The following is a 17,019-nucleotide window of genomic DNA, read 5'->3' on the forward strand; positions in this document are numbered from 1 at the left end:
AGACCCATGAAGCGAAAATTACTACCTTATATTAAAAAAATTGGTTTTGTACTTGCTGTTACCTATACACTTTTTGTTGCTATCTCAAGTCTTGCATTTCAGTTTTACATCAAGCCCAATTTAAATAACTACAAATCAAAAATTGAAGCCCTTGTATCTCAATCAACTGGGCAAACGATTAAAATAAACTCGCTTGAAGGTCGATGGGATTTTATTAATCCAGAAATTGCTTTACAAGAAGTTTTATTTTATGACAGTCAAAATAAAATTACCCTTACACTTAAAGAAATTAGTATTGACTTCTCGTGGTTAAGTCCATTTTATTTAAAACCAACACTTTCAGAAATCAGATTGCAAGCTCCCAAGCTTCTCATTAAGAGAGACCTTAATAACAAAATTTTCATTGGTGGAATACTTATCGACGGACCTGCTAATAATAAATTAACGAATTGGCTCCTCAATCAAAAAAAGGTGGTAATAAAGCAAGGTGAAATTGATTGGCATGACGAATACAGACAAGCGCCTGCACTCACATTAAAAGATTTAAATTTTAGATATAAAACACCTTTTATTATCGAGCTCATTGGAAAACATGAATTTGCTCTACATTTTAAAATCAGCAATAGCGACAATCAATTTATTAATATTAACGGAAATATTTATGCAAAAAAAATTGAAGATATAAATTCATGGGACTCCGAAGTTAAAATTAAAGCTAGCAATATCAATTTTGCGGCCTATATGCCCTGGATTAATTATCCTATTAAAATTAATGCAGGTACTGGCGACATAAATTTAACTGCGAGCATCACTAATGCTACGATTACAAAAATTAAATCATCAATTCAGCTCACAAGTTTTAAAACTGAATTGAATCAAGCTTACAAAAACGAGCTAAATTTAAAGAATTTTTCTGGAGATATTATATGGCTTTCTAATGAAAAAGATTATCAGCTTGCATTTAAAAATATTTACTTACTAACTAATAATGGCATTAATATCGAAGATGCTGATAGCTCTATTACTATTTCATCTGAAACAAACAAACCTACCGCATTCTCTCTGAAGGTAAATACAATTCAACTTGAGGCAGCCAATGAAATATTACAAACTATTCCATATTTTGATGATGTGAAAAATAAAATTAATGTAATTCAGCCTGCGGGATTATTAACTAATTTAGATCTTAAATGGATGGAGAATAAAAAAACTGAAATAAGTCTCAAAGCTCAGTTTGACAAATTAAGCTTAAAATCTTTTGAGGATGTGCCAGGCTTCGAAAATCTTTCAGGCACTATTCGTCTGTCAAATAAAGACGGTTCTTTGAAACTTAAATCAGCAGATGTTTCGCTTTCATATAATAAATTATTTAGAGAGCAACTTAAATTTAGTGACTTACATGGCGACTTAAAGTGGACAGAAAGTTATTTAATGTTTAAAAATATTAGTTTTAATAATCCATTTATTAATGGTTCAATAAATGGAAGTATTAAATACGATGCTCAAAAAGTAACTTATCTAGACATACAAGCTTCAATTCCTTATATCGATTTTAAACAAGCAAAAACTTATTACCCAAGAACAATTAGCGCAGAAGGCCTTCATTGGCTAGACACTTCTCTTCTTGAAGGAAATCTAGAAAATACATTGGTCGCTATAAAAGGCTCGACAGCCGATTTTCCATTTGTTGATGCGAATAATCGACCCGATCCTAGCAAGGGCAAATTTATTGTTACTACAACCGGAAAAAATACTTTAATTGAATATGGCGCAGGATGGCCTGTAGTCGAAAAATTTGATTTTAATGCCTCAATTAATGCTGGCACTTTTGAGTTGGTAAGTAAGAAAGGTCAAATTTTAGGGAATACAATTAAAGATCTTAAAACGACAATTCCCGCAATAGCAATTGAACACCCCGTGCTTAATATTCAAGGAAATCTCAATAGCCCTACAGGTGAGGCAATTAAATTTATTAATAACAGCCCCATAAAAGAATCAGCTCAACATTTTTTTGATGATGCTGCAGGATCCGGTGAAGGAAAGTTGATGGTAAATGTTGACATTCCCATGGACAATTTAGATGCCATTACCTTTAAAGGTCAATATCAATTTTTAAATAGTACTCTGAGCAATTCATCGATCGGCATTCCTAATATAGAAAAAATTAAAGGTAGTGTCACATTTGATGAACATAATGTTAAAACTGAAAATCTTAACGGTACTATGTTTGGAGGTAATACGAATATTTCCCTTACTGCCGATCCAAGTAAAGCTATTAAGATTAAATTAAATGGTAAATTTACTGATAAAGGTATTGAAGAAAAATTAGGTAAAAGTTTTACAAAATTCAGTGGCTCAGCCGATTGGGAGGGTTTTGTAGAATACAAAAAACCTTTACTAAATATCCAAATTTCGTCAAATTTAAAAGGTATTGAAATGGGTTACCCCGCCCCATTTAATAAAGCAAGAGATAAAGAAGAAAAATTCTATTTTAGTAAAAAACAGAATAACCAAAAAAATGATGAGATTGAATTTAAATTCAGCAATATTGTAAGCGCAAAAATATCGCGCACTGAAAAAAATAATCTGATGACTATTGATAAAGGCTTTATTGCTATTAATTCAGATGTTAGAACAAATCCCCAAAAAGGACTTTATCTCAAAGCTAATCTCCCTTACATCAATCTGGATGATTTTATTAGCGTATATAGCGGAAGTGATAGTCATTATCATTTTAAAATAGATAAAGCAGATATAGCGCTTATGAGTGCTGATCTATTTGACAGAAGATTTAACAATATCAAAATAGGAATAGCGCCAGGTAACGGCAATACAAAATTTAAAATTAACTCAAGCGAAACATCAGGTAATCTTTTGTGGTTTGAAAAAGATAACAGATTAATTGCTCGTTTAAATGGACTCAAACTTCCAAGTGAAATAAAAAAGATTTCCTTATCTCACAATACGAGCACCCAAAATGTGCCTAACCTAGATGTCAAAATTGAAGCGCTTGAGGTAGATGGCAAAAAAATAGGGAAATTAGAACTTATTTCCAATACATCAAAACAACATATTACCTTTCAAAAATTCAAAGTTACAAGCGATACAAGCATTTTTCAGGCAGATGGTGATTGGCTCGACTGGAATAAAAATTCAAAAACAAATATTAATTTTAACTGGAAGATTAATAATCTTGGCAATACTCTCGACTTTTTGGGATACAACCATTTCATTAAAGATGGTGATGCGGAAATTAATGGTCAATTTAAATGGATTGGAAGTCCAATCAATTTTGATAAAACTAAAATTGATGGCTCTTTCACTTTAGATATTCATAAAGGAACAATTTTAAAAGTGGAGCCAGGCGTAGGTCGCCTTTTCGGACTCGTCACTTTGCAAAGTTTACCAAGACGACTTAGTCTAGACTTTAGAGATTTGTTTGGTAGTGGTTTCATATTTGACACAATCAATGCTTCTATAAGAATGAATAATGGCATCATGAAAACAACAAATTTTAGGATGAATGGTCCTGCTGCAGAAGTATTTATGTCAGGTGAAACTAATATCATTAATGAAACACAAGATTTAAATGTCAAGGTAACCCCTCATATTAGTGATAGTTTATCGATTGCAGCATTAGCAGGTGGTCCATTAGCAGGTGCTGTAGCTTTCGTTGCACAAAAAATACTTAAGGATCCTCTCAATAAAGTTCTTACTTCCGAATATCGAATTATTGGCACATGGGAAAAACCAGAAGAAGTTAATAACTCTGCATCTGATAAAATCAAAACAACGATCGATAATACTAAAAACTTATTAAATGATAAAAAATAATAATGGCAATTAAATCTAAAATAAAAACAACGAAAGCAAGGTTGGTAAATAAAGATATTATAAAAATTGCTGGTATACAGATGGCGTCTGGGCCAGACATCAAATCAAATCTTAATGAAGCTGAAAATTTAATTGCTATTGCTACAAACCAAGGCGCTAAACTCATAGCGCTCCCTGAGTATTTTTCCATCATGTCTTCCAAAGATTCTGAGAAATTAAAAGCAAAAGAAAAGCCTGAGCATGGTCTCGTTCAATCTTTTCTATCAAAACAAGCCAAGAAAAACAAAGTCTGGATTATTGGCGGCTCTATTCCTTTAGTATCAAAAGATAAAAATAAAATTAGGAACAGTTGTTTAATTTATGATGACAAAGGTAATTTAATTCACCGCTATGACAAAATTCATCTTTTTGGATTTGATATGGGGGATGAATACTATCGCGAAGATAAATTAATTGAGGCAGGTTCCGATGTTGTAGTTATCGATTCTCCATTTGGAAAAATTGGTATTGCAATTTGTTACGATCTAAGATTTCCAGAGCTCTTCAGAACCATGAAAGATATTGATCTTCTTGTCATTCCATCTGCATTTACAGAAACAACCGGTAAAGCACATTGGGAAATTTTGATTCGTGCAAGAGCGATTGAGAATCAATGTTACGTATTAGCACCTGCTCAAGGAGGCTATCACTTATCAGGACGAGAAACTCACGGAAACTCAATGATCGTCGATCCATGGGGGACTATACTGGATCGTCTCACTAGAGGTTCTGGCGTAATTACTGGGTTCTTAAATAAAGAATACATTAAATCTATTCGGAAATCTTTACCCGCTCTTAAACATCGAACTATTAAATAACATCCCTTATGGAACATAAAATTGCTCATGCAAAAGATTTGCTTCTCGCACAATCTGGTATAGATATAAATGATCTAAATAAAATACTCAATAGCATGATGTCACATGGAGTCGATTACGCAGACCTTTATTTTCAATACACAAAAAATGAATATTGGGGGCTTGAAGAAGGACAAGTTAAATCTGGTAGCTTCTCAATTGATCAAGGTGTAGGTGTTAGGGCTGTTAACAAAGACAAATCTGCTTTTGCATATTCTGATGACATTTCCATTGAAGCACTCTTGTCCTCATCAAATATTGCTAAAGCTATTGCTTCAAAAAATTTAAATCAAAGTCATAAACTTGATCATCCAAGAATCATATCTAATTTATATAGCACTCAAGACCCCCTTTCGGCAGTCCCTGCTGAAACTAAAATTAAAATGCTAGAAAAAATAGAAAATTTTGCTAAAAAAATGGATGAGCGTATTACTAAAGTCACAGCATCGATTGCTGGAGAATATGAAGTAATATTCGTCATTAATCATGAGCAAAAAATTGCTGCAGATATTAGACCCCTCGTAAGATTATCGATTAATGTCATTGCAGAAGCGAATGGAAAAAGAGAGCAAGGTTCTTCCGGTGGCGGTGGTCGTTTTGGTTTTGAATATTTCTCTGATGAAATATTAAAACAATATGCGCATGAAGCAGTTCATCAAGCCACTACAAATCTAAATGCAAAACCTGCGCCCGCTGGGAGCATGACGGTTGTCTTAGGCCCTGGATGGCCAGGCATTCTTTTACATGAAGCTATTGGTCATGGCCTAGAAGGTGATTTCAATCGAAAAGGCAGCTCCGCTTTTAGCAATAAAATTGGCACTCAAGTTGCTGCAAAGGATATTACTGTGGTTGATGATGGTACGATCCAAGATCGAAGAGGCTCACTAAATATCGATGATGAAGGCAATGAAACACAAAGAACAGTGCTTATAGAAAACGGTATTCTGAAAGGATATCTTCAAGACACATTAAATGCGAGACTTATGAATATGCCCACCACTGGAAATGCGAGAAGAGAATCCTATGCGCATCTTCCTATGCCGAGAATGACAAATACTTATATGCTTAATGGCACCAAAACACCTGAAGAAATTATCAAGTCAGTCAAGAAAGGTATATATGCAGTTAACTTTGGTGGTGGCCAAGTTGATATCACAAGCGGTAAGTTTGTATTTTCTGCAGCTGAAGCGTGGATGATTGAAGATGGAAAATTACTTTATCCAGTCAAAGGCGCAACTCTAATAGGCAATGGCCCAGAGGTATTAAAGAAAGTTAGCATGATCGGAAATGATATGTCTTTAGACTCGGGAGTGGGTACCTGTGGCAAAGAAGGTCAAAGTGTTCCGGTAGGTGTAGGTCAGCCCACAATAAAAATTGATGGCTTAGTTGTAGGCGGAACTGCTTAAAATTATAAAACGCGGTTTTTGTATTCTAAAGTGCGTGTATCAATTTCAATTTTATCGCCTGTATTACAGAATAAAGGCACCATTACTTCAAAACCTGTATTAATTTTAGCTGGTTTCATTACTTTGCCTGAAGTGTCTCCTTTTACAGCTGGCTCAGTATAGGTAATTTCTCGCGTCACAGAATTTGGCAACTCCACAGATATCGCTTTACCATTGTAAAATTTAACTTCGCAAGGCATGCCATCTTCTAAGAAATTCAATGCTTCTGACATATTTTCAGCATCAACTTCATATTGATTATATTCATTATCCATAAAGACGTAAGCAGGATCTGAGAAATAAGAATAAGTAACTTCTTTTTTATCTAAGACAATCACTTCAAATTTATCGCTCGCGTTATACACGTTTTCACTAGGGGCTTCAGTGAGAAGATTTTTCATCTTCATCTTCACCACAGCTGAATTTCGACCTGATTTGTTATATTCAGTTTTTAAGATGACCATAGGGTCAGTGCCAACCATAATAACGTTACCAGCGCGAAGTTCTTGAGCGATTTTCATAATATTGATCCTTGGGAATGCTTACCAAATAAAGGGTGGAATTATACTCGAAAATTATGTTTCGTAACAATAATCGACCAAACTCTCTACAAATGAAGCCTCTTTGAAATAATGATGACTTTGCTTTAATACAAAAGCTTCTAAACGAGCTTGTTGCTTAAAAAAATCACGCCATAAAACTTCGTTAAATTTGTTATTCGACCAGTCATCATGCATTTTAATTAAAATTTCAGATAAATCTTGATCGCATGCTTCGCAATAACGCTTTAAAAAAGCCTTAAGTTTAATTAAATGAATATTATTTTCTTGGATATAAGGCTGCCAAATAAAAGGTTTGCCAGCCCAAATTGCTCTTGCCCAGCTATCTTCTCCTCGCACAAAATTAAGATCACATGACCAAAGTAGGTTATCAAAATCATCATGATTTAAAAATGGATAAGGAATGATATGAATAAATTGATAATTATTTTTTAGCTTTAAAAGATCAAATAGATATTGAGGTATAAAAAATTGAGCAGGTTTATTTATGTGATCTATTACATCCAAAAAAACTTCAATTTTTTGTATTGGATAATAAAAGAGTGATATTGAATATAAGTTCGGATCTCCACCTAATGACTGAATAAGCTTTTTGCGTCTAGATTGATCAAAAGCCTCTCGGCGCAAAAACAATCCCTTTTCCCGAATAAGACCCCCTGTTTGATTAGTAAAGCCAGGATAAAAGTAAGTTTTAATAAGCCCCGATTGAGGATCGATAGAAGGTTTTAAATGGAAGTTATCTACCCAGGGTTCGGCTGATAAATATTCAATCGCAATATATTTGGACTTTTTGCGCTTAATAAGCGTTTTATAGCTATGTGGCAAATCTATATTAAAAAGGTTTAATACAAAATCTGGAGGCGGCGGAAGTGATGTTGAATCCTCACTAAAATCACAATGACAAATATTGATTCCATTAATCGTTTGTTTTTGCAGGGAAATATCGATTGAAGGTATCAATCTCTTGGTGGTTACAAGATCGTCAATGAGAAGATGCACCTCAATATTAAAATCAATCTTAAGCTGCTTTGCTATTCGCCAAGCAACACCAATATCCCCAAAAAAATCAATCACCTTACATGTTAAGTGGCACACGATAGGACTTTGATTACTCATGATAAGCTACATCAATAATTCTAAATTTCACTAAACCTCCAGGGGTTTCAACCTTCACTTCATCCTCTAAGTTTTTACCTAAAAGGGCTTTAGCAATGGGTGATACCCAACTAATAAAGCCTTTTTCTGTATCAATTTCATCTTGCCCCACAATGCGATAATGATGCTCCGAATCATCTGATTCATTGAGTAAAGTTACCCATGCGCCAAAAAAAATCTTGTCTTGTTGCTCTTGCGACGAAGGATCAATTACTACCGCTTCATCAATGCGACCGAATAAAAATTTAGCTCTTGTATCAATTTGGCGTAAGCGTTTCTTCCCGTAGATATAATCTCCGTTCTCACTCCGATCGCCATTACTTGCAGCCCATGAAACATCAGCTACAACCTTAGGTCGATCAACTTTAACTAAAAAATCGAGCTCATCTTTTAGGCGCTGATATCCTTGCTTAGTAATGTAATTTTTACGCTCTGTCATATTTTTTAATAATAATTAACGGGGTTAAGTTTACAATAGAAGCATGCATTCTGAGCAAAAGCCTATCTACCTCTGCCGCAATTCAAAAGAAGCTTATAAATTAAGCCAACATTTTGATTCAAAAGAAAAGGTAATAGCGCTTCATGACTTCATCAATAACCTCTTTAAAAAACACCCAAATATCAAGATGTCATATCGGGTTCTTAATGGGATTGAAGAAAAATTGTTATGGGAAAGCAGTATTAAGCAATATAAAAAATCATTTTTTGATTTATCCAATATTGAAAACTTAAGTGAAACCGCAATGCAGGCCAACCGTCTCATTGATCAATTTAATATTGGCGAAAATACTTTAAAAAGTGAAGAGCGTAGTGAAGAACATGCATTTTTTAACGCTTGGCGCCTGCTTTTTAAAAAATACTGTAGCGATAAAAATGTTATCACTTTTAATAATCTTTTAAAGATAAGTGAAGAACATATTAGAAATGGCGATATTTCAATTGAGTACCCTATTTGTTTTGTTAATTTTGAATTAACAACACCTATTGAAGATTCTTTTATTGAAGCATGTAAAACTCAAGTTGATATAGAGCTTTTTAAAGCGCCACAAATAGAGCCTTATATTGAGTCACGTGTTTTTCTTAATGAAGAACATGAAAGCATGCAGATTGTCGAATGGTGCAAAACACAAATAGAAAATAACAAAAAGATATTGATTGTGACGCCGCAACTCGATCAAATTATCGATCGCCTCACAAGCATGCTTGATAAAACATTTCATCCTGAAACATTTACCCCAAGTCTCTCTCAAGAAAAAAGAATTTATCAGTTCTCCTTGAATGCTCCCTTATTTCATTTATCTATGGTTTATTTAAACCTAAAATTAATAGAATTGGCTGCGAGAGGCACCTCTAAGATCAATGAGCTTAAAAACATCCTGAGTCATAGTGGCTGGTCAGATGACAAAGAGTTATGTCATCGCTACAAGCTTATTAACCACCTAGAAAGAAAACGAAGGGGCAATCTATCAGTTAAAGATCTCATTGAGATGTCTGAGTTAATTGAAGGATTAAATAATGAAATACCCTTCCTAAAAATACATTTAAATCACATACATGCCTCACATCATGAATGGCGAACAAAAAGAAGTCCTTCCGGATGGATTAAAACATTTGAGGAGTATTTAAAGAATATTCAATCTAGTTTATTAGCTCCAAAAGATTCCTTTGAAGAAAGTATTTATGAGGCATGGAACAAAACTAACGAAACGATATCTTCATTAGATAATCTGATGGGTGAAATATCCATCCAAGAGATGCTAGATATTTTTCAGTATTACCTTAAAAAAACCACTCACCAACACAAACATCAAGGCAATTTTAAAATTGATATTTTAGGTTTTCATGAAACTACTTATGAAAATTATGACGCTACGTGGATTATGAATTTAAATGAACATCATTGGCCTACGCCTCATCAGTACAATCCATTTATACCTATAAAAATTCAGCATGATAGGCATATCAACACCCATGAAAAACGTCATTTAAATGCCTCAAAGATTTTAGATAAATTTACCCATACATCACCTTTTGTAACACTTTCGTATGCCAAAAAAATGGGTGAAGAAGAGATATTTCCATCACCAACATTATATGACTTTATATCTTCGAAATTACTTGAAGATATCAATTTTAAATTTAAAAAAGATGAATTTAATCATGAATTTATAGAATATATTGAAGACAGTACTTCAAGTAATATTGAAGTGCAGCAGACGGTTAAATCGGGCATAAAATTACTTGAAGCACAATCCATATGCCCTGCTTGGGCATTTTATGAGTTTAGACTTGGCGCCAGAAAAATAGAAGAAGAAGATGAGGAAAATTTAACTACTAGATTACGCGGGAATCTCTTTCATAAAACCCTAGAACAATTCTGGACGGAAAATAAATCAGCCTCTCTAGTAAGCGCTTTAAATGAAAAAGAGCTGTCAAAAAAAATACAGGTGATTGCACATAAAAATATATCTATAGAAAAGAAAAAATACCCCAGAATCTTACCTGAATTTTTTAATATCGAAGAAATACGCTTAATAAGCTACCTTGAAAAATGGATTCAACATGAATTAAAAAGAGGGGATTTTGAAGTTAAAGAGACGGAAAAAAATATACCTATTCATTTAGGTTGCCTTAACTTTAATATCAAAATTGATCGTATCGATGAAGTGAATCAAAACAACATTGTGATTGATTACAAATCCGGTGCAACAAAGACTCTAAACGAATGGTTTTTAAATGCGTATGGTGAGCTCCAGATGCCCTTTTATGCCCTCTTTGCCTCAAATACACCTATTGATGCCATTGCGATTGGTATTATTAATTCACCAAAACCTCAATGGATTGGTATCGGTCGAGATAGAGGTCTGCTTCAAGGCATCAAAGATGCTACTGCTATCGAATACCAATCTTGGGATGATTTAATCGGATTCTGGAAATACCGTATTGATGAGGCTAGTAAAAGTTACGAATCAGGCAACGCAGCTATCAAATTTACGCGCGAAAAAGACATGGCTTATTGTCAGGTTAAGCCGATCTTAAGGCTTCCTGAACGAATACTTCAATTTGAGCAAACGAAGCAATGAGTGACATCCAATTAAGACAAAGAGCTCTTGATTTACGCTCATTTATTGTTGAAGCTCCGGCAGGTTCTGGTAAAACAAGGTTACTCACGGATCGGTATTTAAAACTTCTCACTATTGTTGATGTGCCCGAAGAAATTGTAGCCATTACCTTCACAAAGAAAGCGGCTTCAGAGATGAAGTCTAAAATCCTAGAGCGCATTAAAAAAGGCGACAGTCCTTTTGCCCACACAATTCTAAAGCGCTCAAAAGAAAAAGGCTGGGGCATTGAGTACGATCTATCGCGACTTAAAGTGATGACTATTGATAAATTCTGTCATAACGTAGTCAGTCAAATTCCTGTATTAAGCAAAATGGGTGATAAACCCAATATCACTGATACTCCTGAAAAGTTTTACGAAGAATCTGTTAAACAAACATTACAGAATAAAGAGAGCATGGAAGACATTAAAATTGTCTTTGCTCATTATGATAATGAATATGAAAAAATTAATCGTCGTTTAATCGCGATGATGTCAATTAGAGATCAGTGGAAATCTAGATGCCATGCTCTTACTCAAAAATCAAATGGAAAAATTGTCGAAGAAAGCAATGCGTACCTTGAACATTTAATTAAACCTATTTATCGAAAAATTAAAGATTTACTAAATCATGATCAGCTAAATGATCTTATGCAGGTGCTTCATTACCTTGAAAATATAAAGCTTAGAGGAGATATAAAGCTAGGAAACAAAAATAGCTTTAATTTTGATGCAGAAGAAATCCCTTTATGGCAAACAATCACACAAATATTATATACAGATAAAAGTACTAGACGAGTTTCAATTACAGCCCGAGAAGGATTCAAAAATGATGAAGAAGGTGAAATTTATAAGGCTAAATGTCTCAATCTACCTAATATAGATTGCTTAATAGCCATTAAAGATATGCCAGAGCCTCTAAATGAATCGTATGTCATAAAACTTAAATCTATTGCGAACCTTCTTCTTCAATGTGAAAAAAGACTAAGGCAGCTATTTAGGCAGAGTAATACAGTTGATTTTATTGAGATTATAGAAATAGCAAATGAAGCTCTTGGTAAAAATGATGCAGCAAGCGATCTCTTATTATCTCTAGATTATAAAATTTCACATTTACTTATTGATGAATTTCAAGATACGAGCAGAAGTCACTTTAATTTTTTAAAGAAAATAGTTGATGGCTGGGCATCTGAAGCGCAGAAAACCATTTTTTGTGTGGGTGATCCTATGCAATCCATCTATAAATTCAGAGAGGCTGATGTTAGCATTTTTATTGAAGCTAAAAAATATGGCTTCAATACAATTCCTTTAGAAACCATTCGGCTTCAAGATAATTGGCGATCTTCCTCCCTTATCGTGAATGAAGTAAATCAGATATTTGAAAAAATACTACCAAAAGAAGACTCAATTTCACAAGGCACTGTAAGTTACAAGCCTTTTTTCTCAGCAAAAAAAGAAAGTGATACCAGTGCAAGTGAATTCAAATTTCATGCATTAACATTTGATGAAGGTACTGATATTGATACCGAGGAAGCAAAGTATGTATGTAATTTAATTGATACATTTCCTGAGAATGAAAAAATTGCCATTCTCACAAGATCAAGAAGTCACCTTTCAGAATTAATTAATTACATTCGCAAATTTAAACCTGCCTTAAAATTTAATGCCGTAGAAATTGATGCATTAGATCAACATCAATCAATTCAGGATATTCTTTCTTTAAGCTACGCTATGCTTGATTTAAGCGACAGAATTCATTGGCTTGCAATTCTCAGGGCTCCATGGTGTGGGATTACACTTAATGATTTAGTTGTACTTTTTCAAGATGATCATTCATCTACTGTGTGGGAAATTATTCATAATACAAACAAAATGAATAATATTTCTGCTGATGGAAAAAAAAGGATCAACCGACTAATCGACATTCTAGATGATGCATTTGAGCATCAAAATAAGACTCACATTAGAAGACTTATAGAATCAGTTTGGATAAATTTAGGTGGAGAGAAATGCCTTCATCACCCAAATGATATCGTAGACATCAATAAGTTTTTCGATATTTTGCAAACATCGAGTACACCTATAGCTATTGATTTTGAATTAGTCGAATATCAAATTACAAAAACATACTTATCAGACATTCCATCAGCCGAAGAGCGTATACAATTTTTCACGATTCATAAAGCTAAAGGCCTTGAATTCGATACAGTAATTATTCCATCTTTAAATTCAACTACACGCTCAACAGACAAAAAAATGATTGTATCTGATAATTTTATCAAAAATAATCTTATGTGCCATATCACAGCATTTAGCGAACCAGATAACAAATTACCTCACTTACATAATCTTATTTATAACATTGAAAAAAATAAGGAAGAAAATGAATTAAAAAGATTACTTTATGTTGCTATGACAAGAGCAAAAATGAAACTTCACCTTGTAGGTTCTATAGTATTTAAAGATGAAATGAAGGCTGCTTCAAATTCATTTTTAGGTATGCTTTGGGATATCTACGGCAGGAATTTTCAAGAAGCAAAACCTATAACAAACATTAAAATAGAAACACCAAATAGTAAAATTGAAGACTTTGTACCCAAACTTATGCGATTGAAAATTTAGATTGAAATTTTTTTCAAAAAATCTTTAATGAATTTAACTCTTTCTAAAATATCAATAATCGTGACACCTATTTTAATTTTATCCGGGCCATTCATGCGACACCGCTTATCCTCACTCAGAAGTTTAATAAGCTTTAGTGGGTCCATTTTACTGTCGCTTGCAAAGGTAATTTGAATTGAAGTGTCACTAGCATCTATTTTTTTAATGTCGAGATGTTGAATAAAAATTCTTAAATCATGAAAAGAAATAAGTGATTGCGTTTGCTCAGGCATGACACCAAAACGATCTATCAGCTCCTCTTTCATTTCCATTAACCCCTCATGATCATTGAGTCCTGATAATCGTTTATAAAGCACAAGTCTTTCATTGATATCACCACAATAACTATTTGTAATAATAGCTGGTGTATGCAGGTTAATTTCGGTATTTTTTTGGAGTGGATTATCGAGACTTAATTTTTTGCCTAGCTTGAGTTGCTTAACAGCATAGTTCAACATGTCGACATAAAGATTGAATCCAATTTCGTGCATTTGGCCGCTTTGATTATCCCCTAGAAGCTCTCCGGCGCCACGAATTTCCAAATCATGAATGGCAAGATAATATCCAGCCCCTAAATCCTCTAAAAGTTGAATAGCTTCTAATCGTTTTTGAGCATGGCCACTAATTTTTCTGTCGGGATCAACAAGTAAATAAGCGTATGCTTGATGATGAGATCTTCCTACCCTACCCCTCAGTTGATGAAGTTGCGCTAATCCAAACATGTCTGCGCGATTCATAATAATTGTATTCGCTGAAGGAATATCTATGCCCGTTTCAATAATTGTTGTGCAAAGCAAAATATTAGCTTTTTGTTGATAAAAATCATGCATAACTCTTTCAAGTTCCCGCTCTCGCATTTGTCCATGAGCAATTTCAATTCTTGCTTCAGGTATTAATTTTTCTAATTTTTCTTTCATTGAAAGAATAGTGTCAACATCGTTATGCAAGAAATAAACTTGGCCGCCTCGATTAAATTCCCTTAAAACTGCTTCGCGAATAATGCCTTCCGAATAATTATTTACGAATGTTTTAATTGATAAGCGTTTCTGAGGGGGTGTGGAAATTATGGAAAATTCTCTTAAGCCTTCCATAGCCATAGATAGTGTTCGAGGAATAGGTGTTGCCGTAAGAGTTAAGACATCAACTTCCGCACGCATTGCCTTAAGTAATTCTTTTTGGCGCACCCCGAAACGGTGCTCTTCATCAATAATAATCAAACCTAAATTTTTAAATTTAATGTCATTTTGAATAAGCCTATGTGTACCAATGATGATATCAATTTCACCATTTGCTAATTTTATAAGTGACTCAGCTTGTTCCTTTTTAGATTTAAAACGAGAAATTTCAGCAATCTTGATGGGGGAATCTGAAAAACGATCCATAAAATTATTGTAGTGCTGCTCAGCAAGAAGTGTTGTAGGTACTAATATTGCGACTTGTTTACCATCGTTCGCTGCAATAAAGGCAGCTCTTAATGCCACCTCTGTTTTACCGAATCCTACATCACCACATATAAGACGATCCATAGGCTTTTGAGATTCCATATCATTGATGACTGCATTGATTGCTGTTAATTGATCTTCAGTTTCTTCAAACGGGAATCCATCTGTGAATCTTTCATAGTCTTGTAAGTTAATCTTAAAGGCATAGCCTTTCTTAATAGATCTTTGAGAATAAATATTTAGAAGATCAGCTGCAGTATCATGAATCTGTTTTAAAGCTTTCTTCTTTGCTTTATCCCATTGATCAGAACCTAACTTATGAAGTGGCGCGGTTTCTGCTGGCCCTCCAGAATAGCGGGAGATAAGATCTAAATTAGATACAGGAACGTAAAGTTTATCGTCACCAAAATACTCTAGAAGTAAAAATTCACTTTCACCTTCACCGAAATCTAAATTAAATAATCCCCTAAATCGTCCGACACCATATTGTTCATGAACAATCGGATCACCATCTTTTAGCTCTGATAAGTCACGCACCATTGCATCACTTGAAAAATTCTTATCGCGTTGACGCCTTTTTGATTGCCGAACAGTATTCACATAAAGCTCAGACTCTGTAATTACAATATGCTCTGATGAAATATAGCCTTGATGAACTGGGCTTACTGTTAATACAACTTGATCATTCATATTTAAAGATTCTGACCAATCATCTGCAGATTTAAACTTGATACCACCTACTTTTAAAAGCTCAGAAACGGTTTCTCGGCGACCTAAGCTATCAGCTAAAATAAAAATTCTTTTGGAGTTTTCGGAGATAAATTTATCAAGCTTTGCTAAAGGCTGAATATTTTTTCGATCAATTGATACATCTGGAATTTTCTCAAATATTTCTGGCCTTTTTAAATCGAATTTTTTATATGCATTAATAGATTTGAAAAATTGATCTGATTTAAGTAAAAGATCTTTAGGTTCTAATATTGGACGTTCGGCATCATAAGCAAATAATCGAAAGCGTTTCTCAGTTTCTTGCCAAAAATGATTACATGCATGATCAAGGTTACCGTGCTTATAAATAATAGTGTTATCCGAGAAATAGCTAAAAATATCACTCATCTCATCGAAAAATAAGGGCATATACCATTCAATACCGCCTATAGGAATCCCTTTACTAATGTCTTTATAGATCGAAGAGCGAGATGGATCTCCTTCAAAGCGTTCTCGATAATTTTGTCTAAATGTACTGATTGATTTTTCATCCATCGGACATTCTCGCGCAGGAAGTAATTTAATTTCATTTACAGGATAAAGTGTTCTTTGTGAATCAACATCGAATGTTCGAATAGAATCAATCTCATCATCAAAAAAATCTAAACGATATGGAACTATGCTTCCCATGGGAAATAAATCAATTAAACTGCCTCTCACTGAAAACTCGCCTGGAGCCATTACGCGAACGACATTCATATAACCATTTAGTGTTAGTTGATTTTTAAAAGCCTCAATATCTACTTTTTGCCCTTTGGCAAAATGAAAGCTAAATTGCTGAATATAACTCTTGGGTGGCAATAAATGTAGCGCAGTTGTTACAGGGATAATAACCACATCAAAACTTTTCTGAGTAACTTGGTAGAGTGTAAGGAGTCTCTCGGATATTAGATCAGGGTGAGGAGAAAAGTGATCATAAGGGAGCGTTTCCCAATCAGGCAAAAGATTAATTTTTAAATTTGGACTAAACCAAAGCATTTCTTCCATGAGACGTCTTGCTTCGAATGCAGTCTCAGTAAAAATAGCTAGATATTTTTTATTCTTAATAATTTCATCTTGAATATATCGAGCTAAAGAATAACTATCCGAGCCATCAATATTTACGATTGATAATGATTCTTTATTTTGATTATTTGCTTCTATTGACATATATTGCAT

9 protein-coding genes are annotated in these 17,019 nt (G+C 33.9%); 5 read left to right on the forward strand and 4 right to left on the reverse strand.

Going from position 1 to position 17,019, the window contains the following annotated elements:
- Window positions 1-6 precede the first annotated feature (6 nt).
- From FIT61_RS03810 to tldD, 3 genes are read left to right on the forward strand one after another with little or no spacing between them, the layout of a single operon-like run.
- On the forward strand, window positions 7-3,834 hold the full coding sequence (locus tag FIT61_RS03810; RefSeq protein ID WP_139883350.1) for a YhdP family protein: 3,828 nt from the start codon (window positions 7-9) through the stop codon (window positions 3,832-3,834).
- A gap of 2 nt (window positions 3,835-3,836) precedes the next feature.
- Window positions 3,837-4,691 carry a carbon-nitrogen hydrolase family protein gene (locus tag FIT61_RS03815; RefSeq protein ID WP_139883352.1) on the forward strand — a complete coding sequence of 285 codons (855 nt, stop codon included), beginning with the start codon at window positions 3,837-3,839 and terminating at the stop codon, window positions 4,689-4,691.
- An 8-nt stretch (window positions 4,692-4,699) separates the two neighbouring features.
- The gene (tldD, locus tag FIT61_RS03820; protein ID WP_139883354.1) at window positions 4,700-6,136 is read left to right on the forward strand and encodes a metalloprotease TldD; all 1,437 of its coding nucleotides are present in this window, start codon (window positions 4,700-4,702) and stop codon (window positions 6,134-6,136) included.
- Between the two features lie 2 nt (window positions 6,137-6,138).
- Here tldD and efp read toward each other — a convergent pair whose 3' ends face one another.
- From efp to greB, 3 genes are read right to left on the reverse strand one after another with little or no spacing between them, the layout of a single operon-like run.
- Window positions 6,139-6,696, reverse strand: a complete 558-nt coding sequence (efp, locus tag FIT61_RS03825; protein ID WP_139883356.1) for an elongation factor P — start codon at window positions 6,694-6,696, stop codon at window positions 6,139-6,141.
- A 54-nt stretch (window positions 6,697-6,750) separates the two neighbouring features.
- On the reverse strand, window positions 6,751-7,851 hold the full coding sequence (gene earP, locus FIT61_RS03830; RefSeq protein WP_139883358.1) for an elongation factor P maturation arginine rhamnosyltransferase EarP: 1,101 nt from the start codon (window positions 7,849-7,851) through the stop codon (window positions 6,751-6,753).
- Complete coding sequence (gene greB, locus FIT61_RS03835) at window positions 7,844-8,329, reverse strand: transcription elongation factor GreB (RefSeq protein ID WP_139883360.1); 486 nt, start codon at window positions 8,327-8,329, stop codon at window positions 7,844-7,846. Before greB ends, earP begins: the two co-directional genes overlap by 8 nt.
- A 43-nt stretch (window positions 8,330-8,372) precedes the next feature.
- On the opposite strand from greB, the gene FIT61_RS03840 reads away from it, so the two are divergent.
- Window positions 8,373-10,973, forward strand: a complete 2,601-nt coding sequence (locus FIT61_RS03840; RefSeq protein ID WP_139883362.1) for a PD-(D/E)XK nuclease family protein — start codon at window positions 8,373-8,375, stop codon at window positions 10,971-10,973.
- A complete protein-coding gene (locus FIT61_RS03845; RefSeq protein WP_139883364.1) occupies window positions 10,970-13,612 on the forward strand; it encodes a UvrD-helicase domain-containing protein in 2,643 nt (880 codons plus the stop codon). The genes FIT61_RS03840 and FIT61_RS03845 overlap by 4 nt, the downstream gene beginning before the upstream one ends.
- Here the strand turns inward: FIT61_RS03845 and mfd are convergent.
- Complete coding sequence (gene mfd / locus FIT61_RS03850; protein ID WP_420886464.1) at window positions 13,609-17,010, reverse strand: transcription-repair coupling factor; 3,402 nt, start codon at window positions 17,008-17,010, stop codon at window positions 13,609-13,611. The two genes, FIT61_RS03845 and mfd, sit on opposite strands and share 4 nt — an antisense overlap.
- Window positions 17,011-17,019 lie beyond the last annotated feature (9 nt).

Origin of the sequence: Candidatus Methylopumilus rimovensis, assembly GCF_006364615.1 — a bacterium.
GTDB classification, from domain to species: domain Bacteria; phylum Pseudomonadota; class Gammaproteobacteria; order Burkholderiales; family Methylophilaceae; genus Methylopumilus; species Methylopumilus rimovensis.

What these genes read in the sequence shown, in the direction of transcription:
- efp (WP_139883356.1), bottom strand. Translation starts at nt 6,696, where the DNA reads ATGAAAATCGCTCAAGAACTTCGCGCTGGTAACGTTATTATGGTTGGC.
- earP (WP_139883358.1), bottom strand. Translation starts at nt 7,851, where the DNA reads ATGAGTAATCAAAGTCCTATCGTGTGCCACTTAACATGTAAGGTGATT.
- FIT61_RS03840 (WP_139883362.1), top strand. Translation starts at nt 8,373, where the DNA reads ATGCATTCTGAGCAAAAGCCTATCTACCTCTGCCGCAATTCAAAAGAA.
- FIT61_RS03845 (WP_139883364.1), top strand. Translation starts at nt 10,970, where the DNA reads ATGAGTGACATCCAATTAAGACAAAGAGCTCTTGATTTACGCTCATTT.
- tldD (WP_139883354.1), top strand. Translation starts at nt 4,700, where the DNA reads ATGGAACATAAAATTGCTCATGCAAAAGATTTGCTTCTCGCACAATCT.
- greB (WP_139883360.1), bottom strand. Translation starts at nt 8,329, where the DNA reads ATGACAGAGCGTAAAAATTACATTACTAAGCAAGGATATCAGCGCCTA.
- mfd (WP_420886464.1), bottom strand. Translation starts at nt 17,010, where the DNA reads ATGTCAATAGAAGCAAATAATCAAAATAAAGAATCATTATCAATCGTA.
- FIT61_RS03810 (WP_139883350.1), top strand. Translation starts at nt 7, where the DNA reads ATGAAGCGAAAATTACTACCTTATATTAAAAAAATTGGTTTTGTACTT.
- FIT61_RS03815 (WP_139883352.1), top strand. Translation starts at nt 3,837, where the DNA reads ATGGCAATTAAATCTAAAATAAAAACAACGAAAGCAAGGTTGGTAAAT.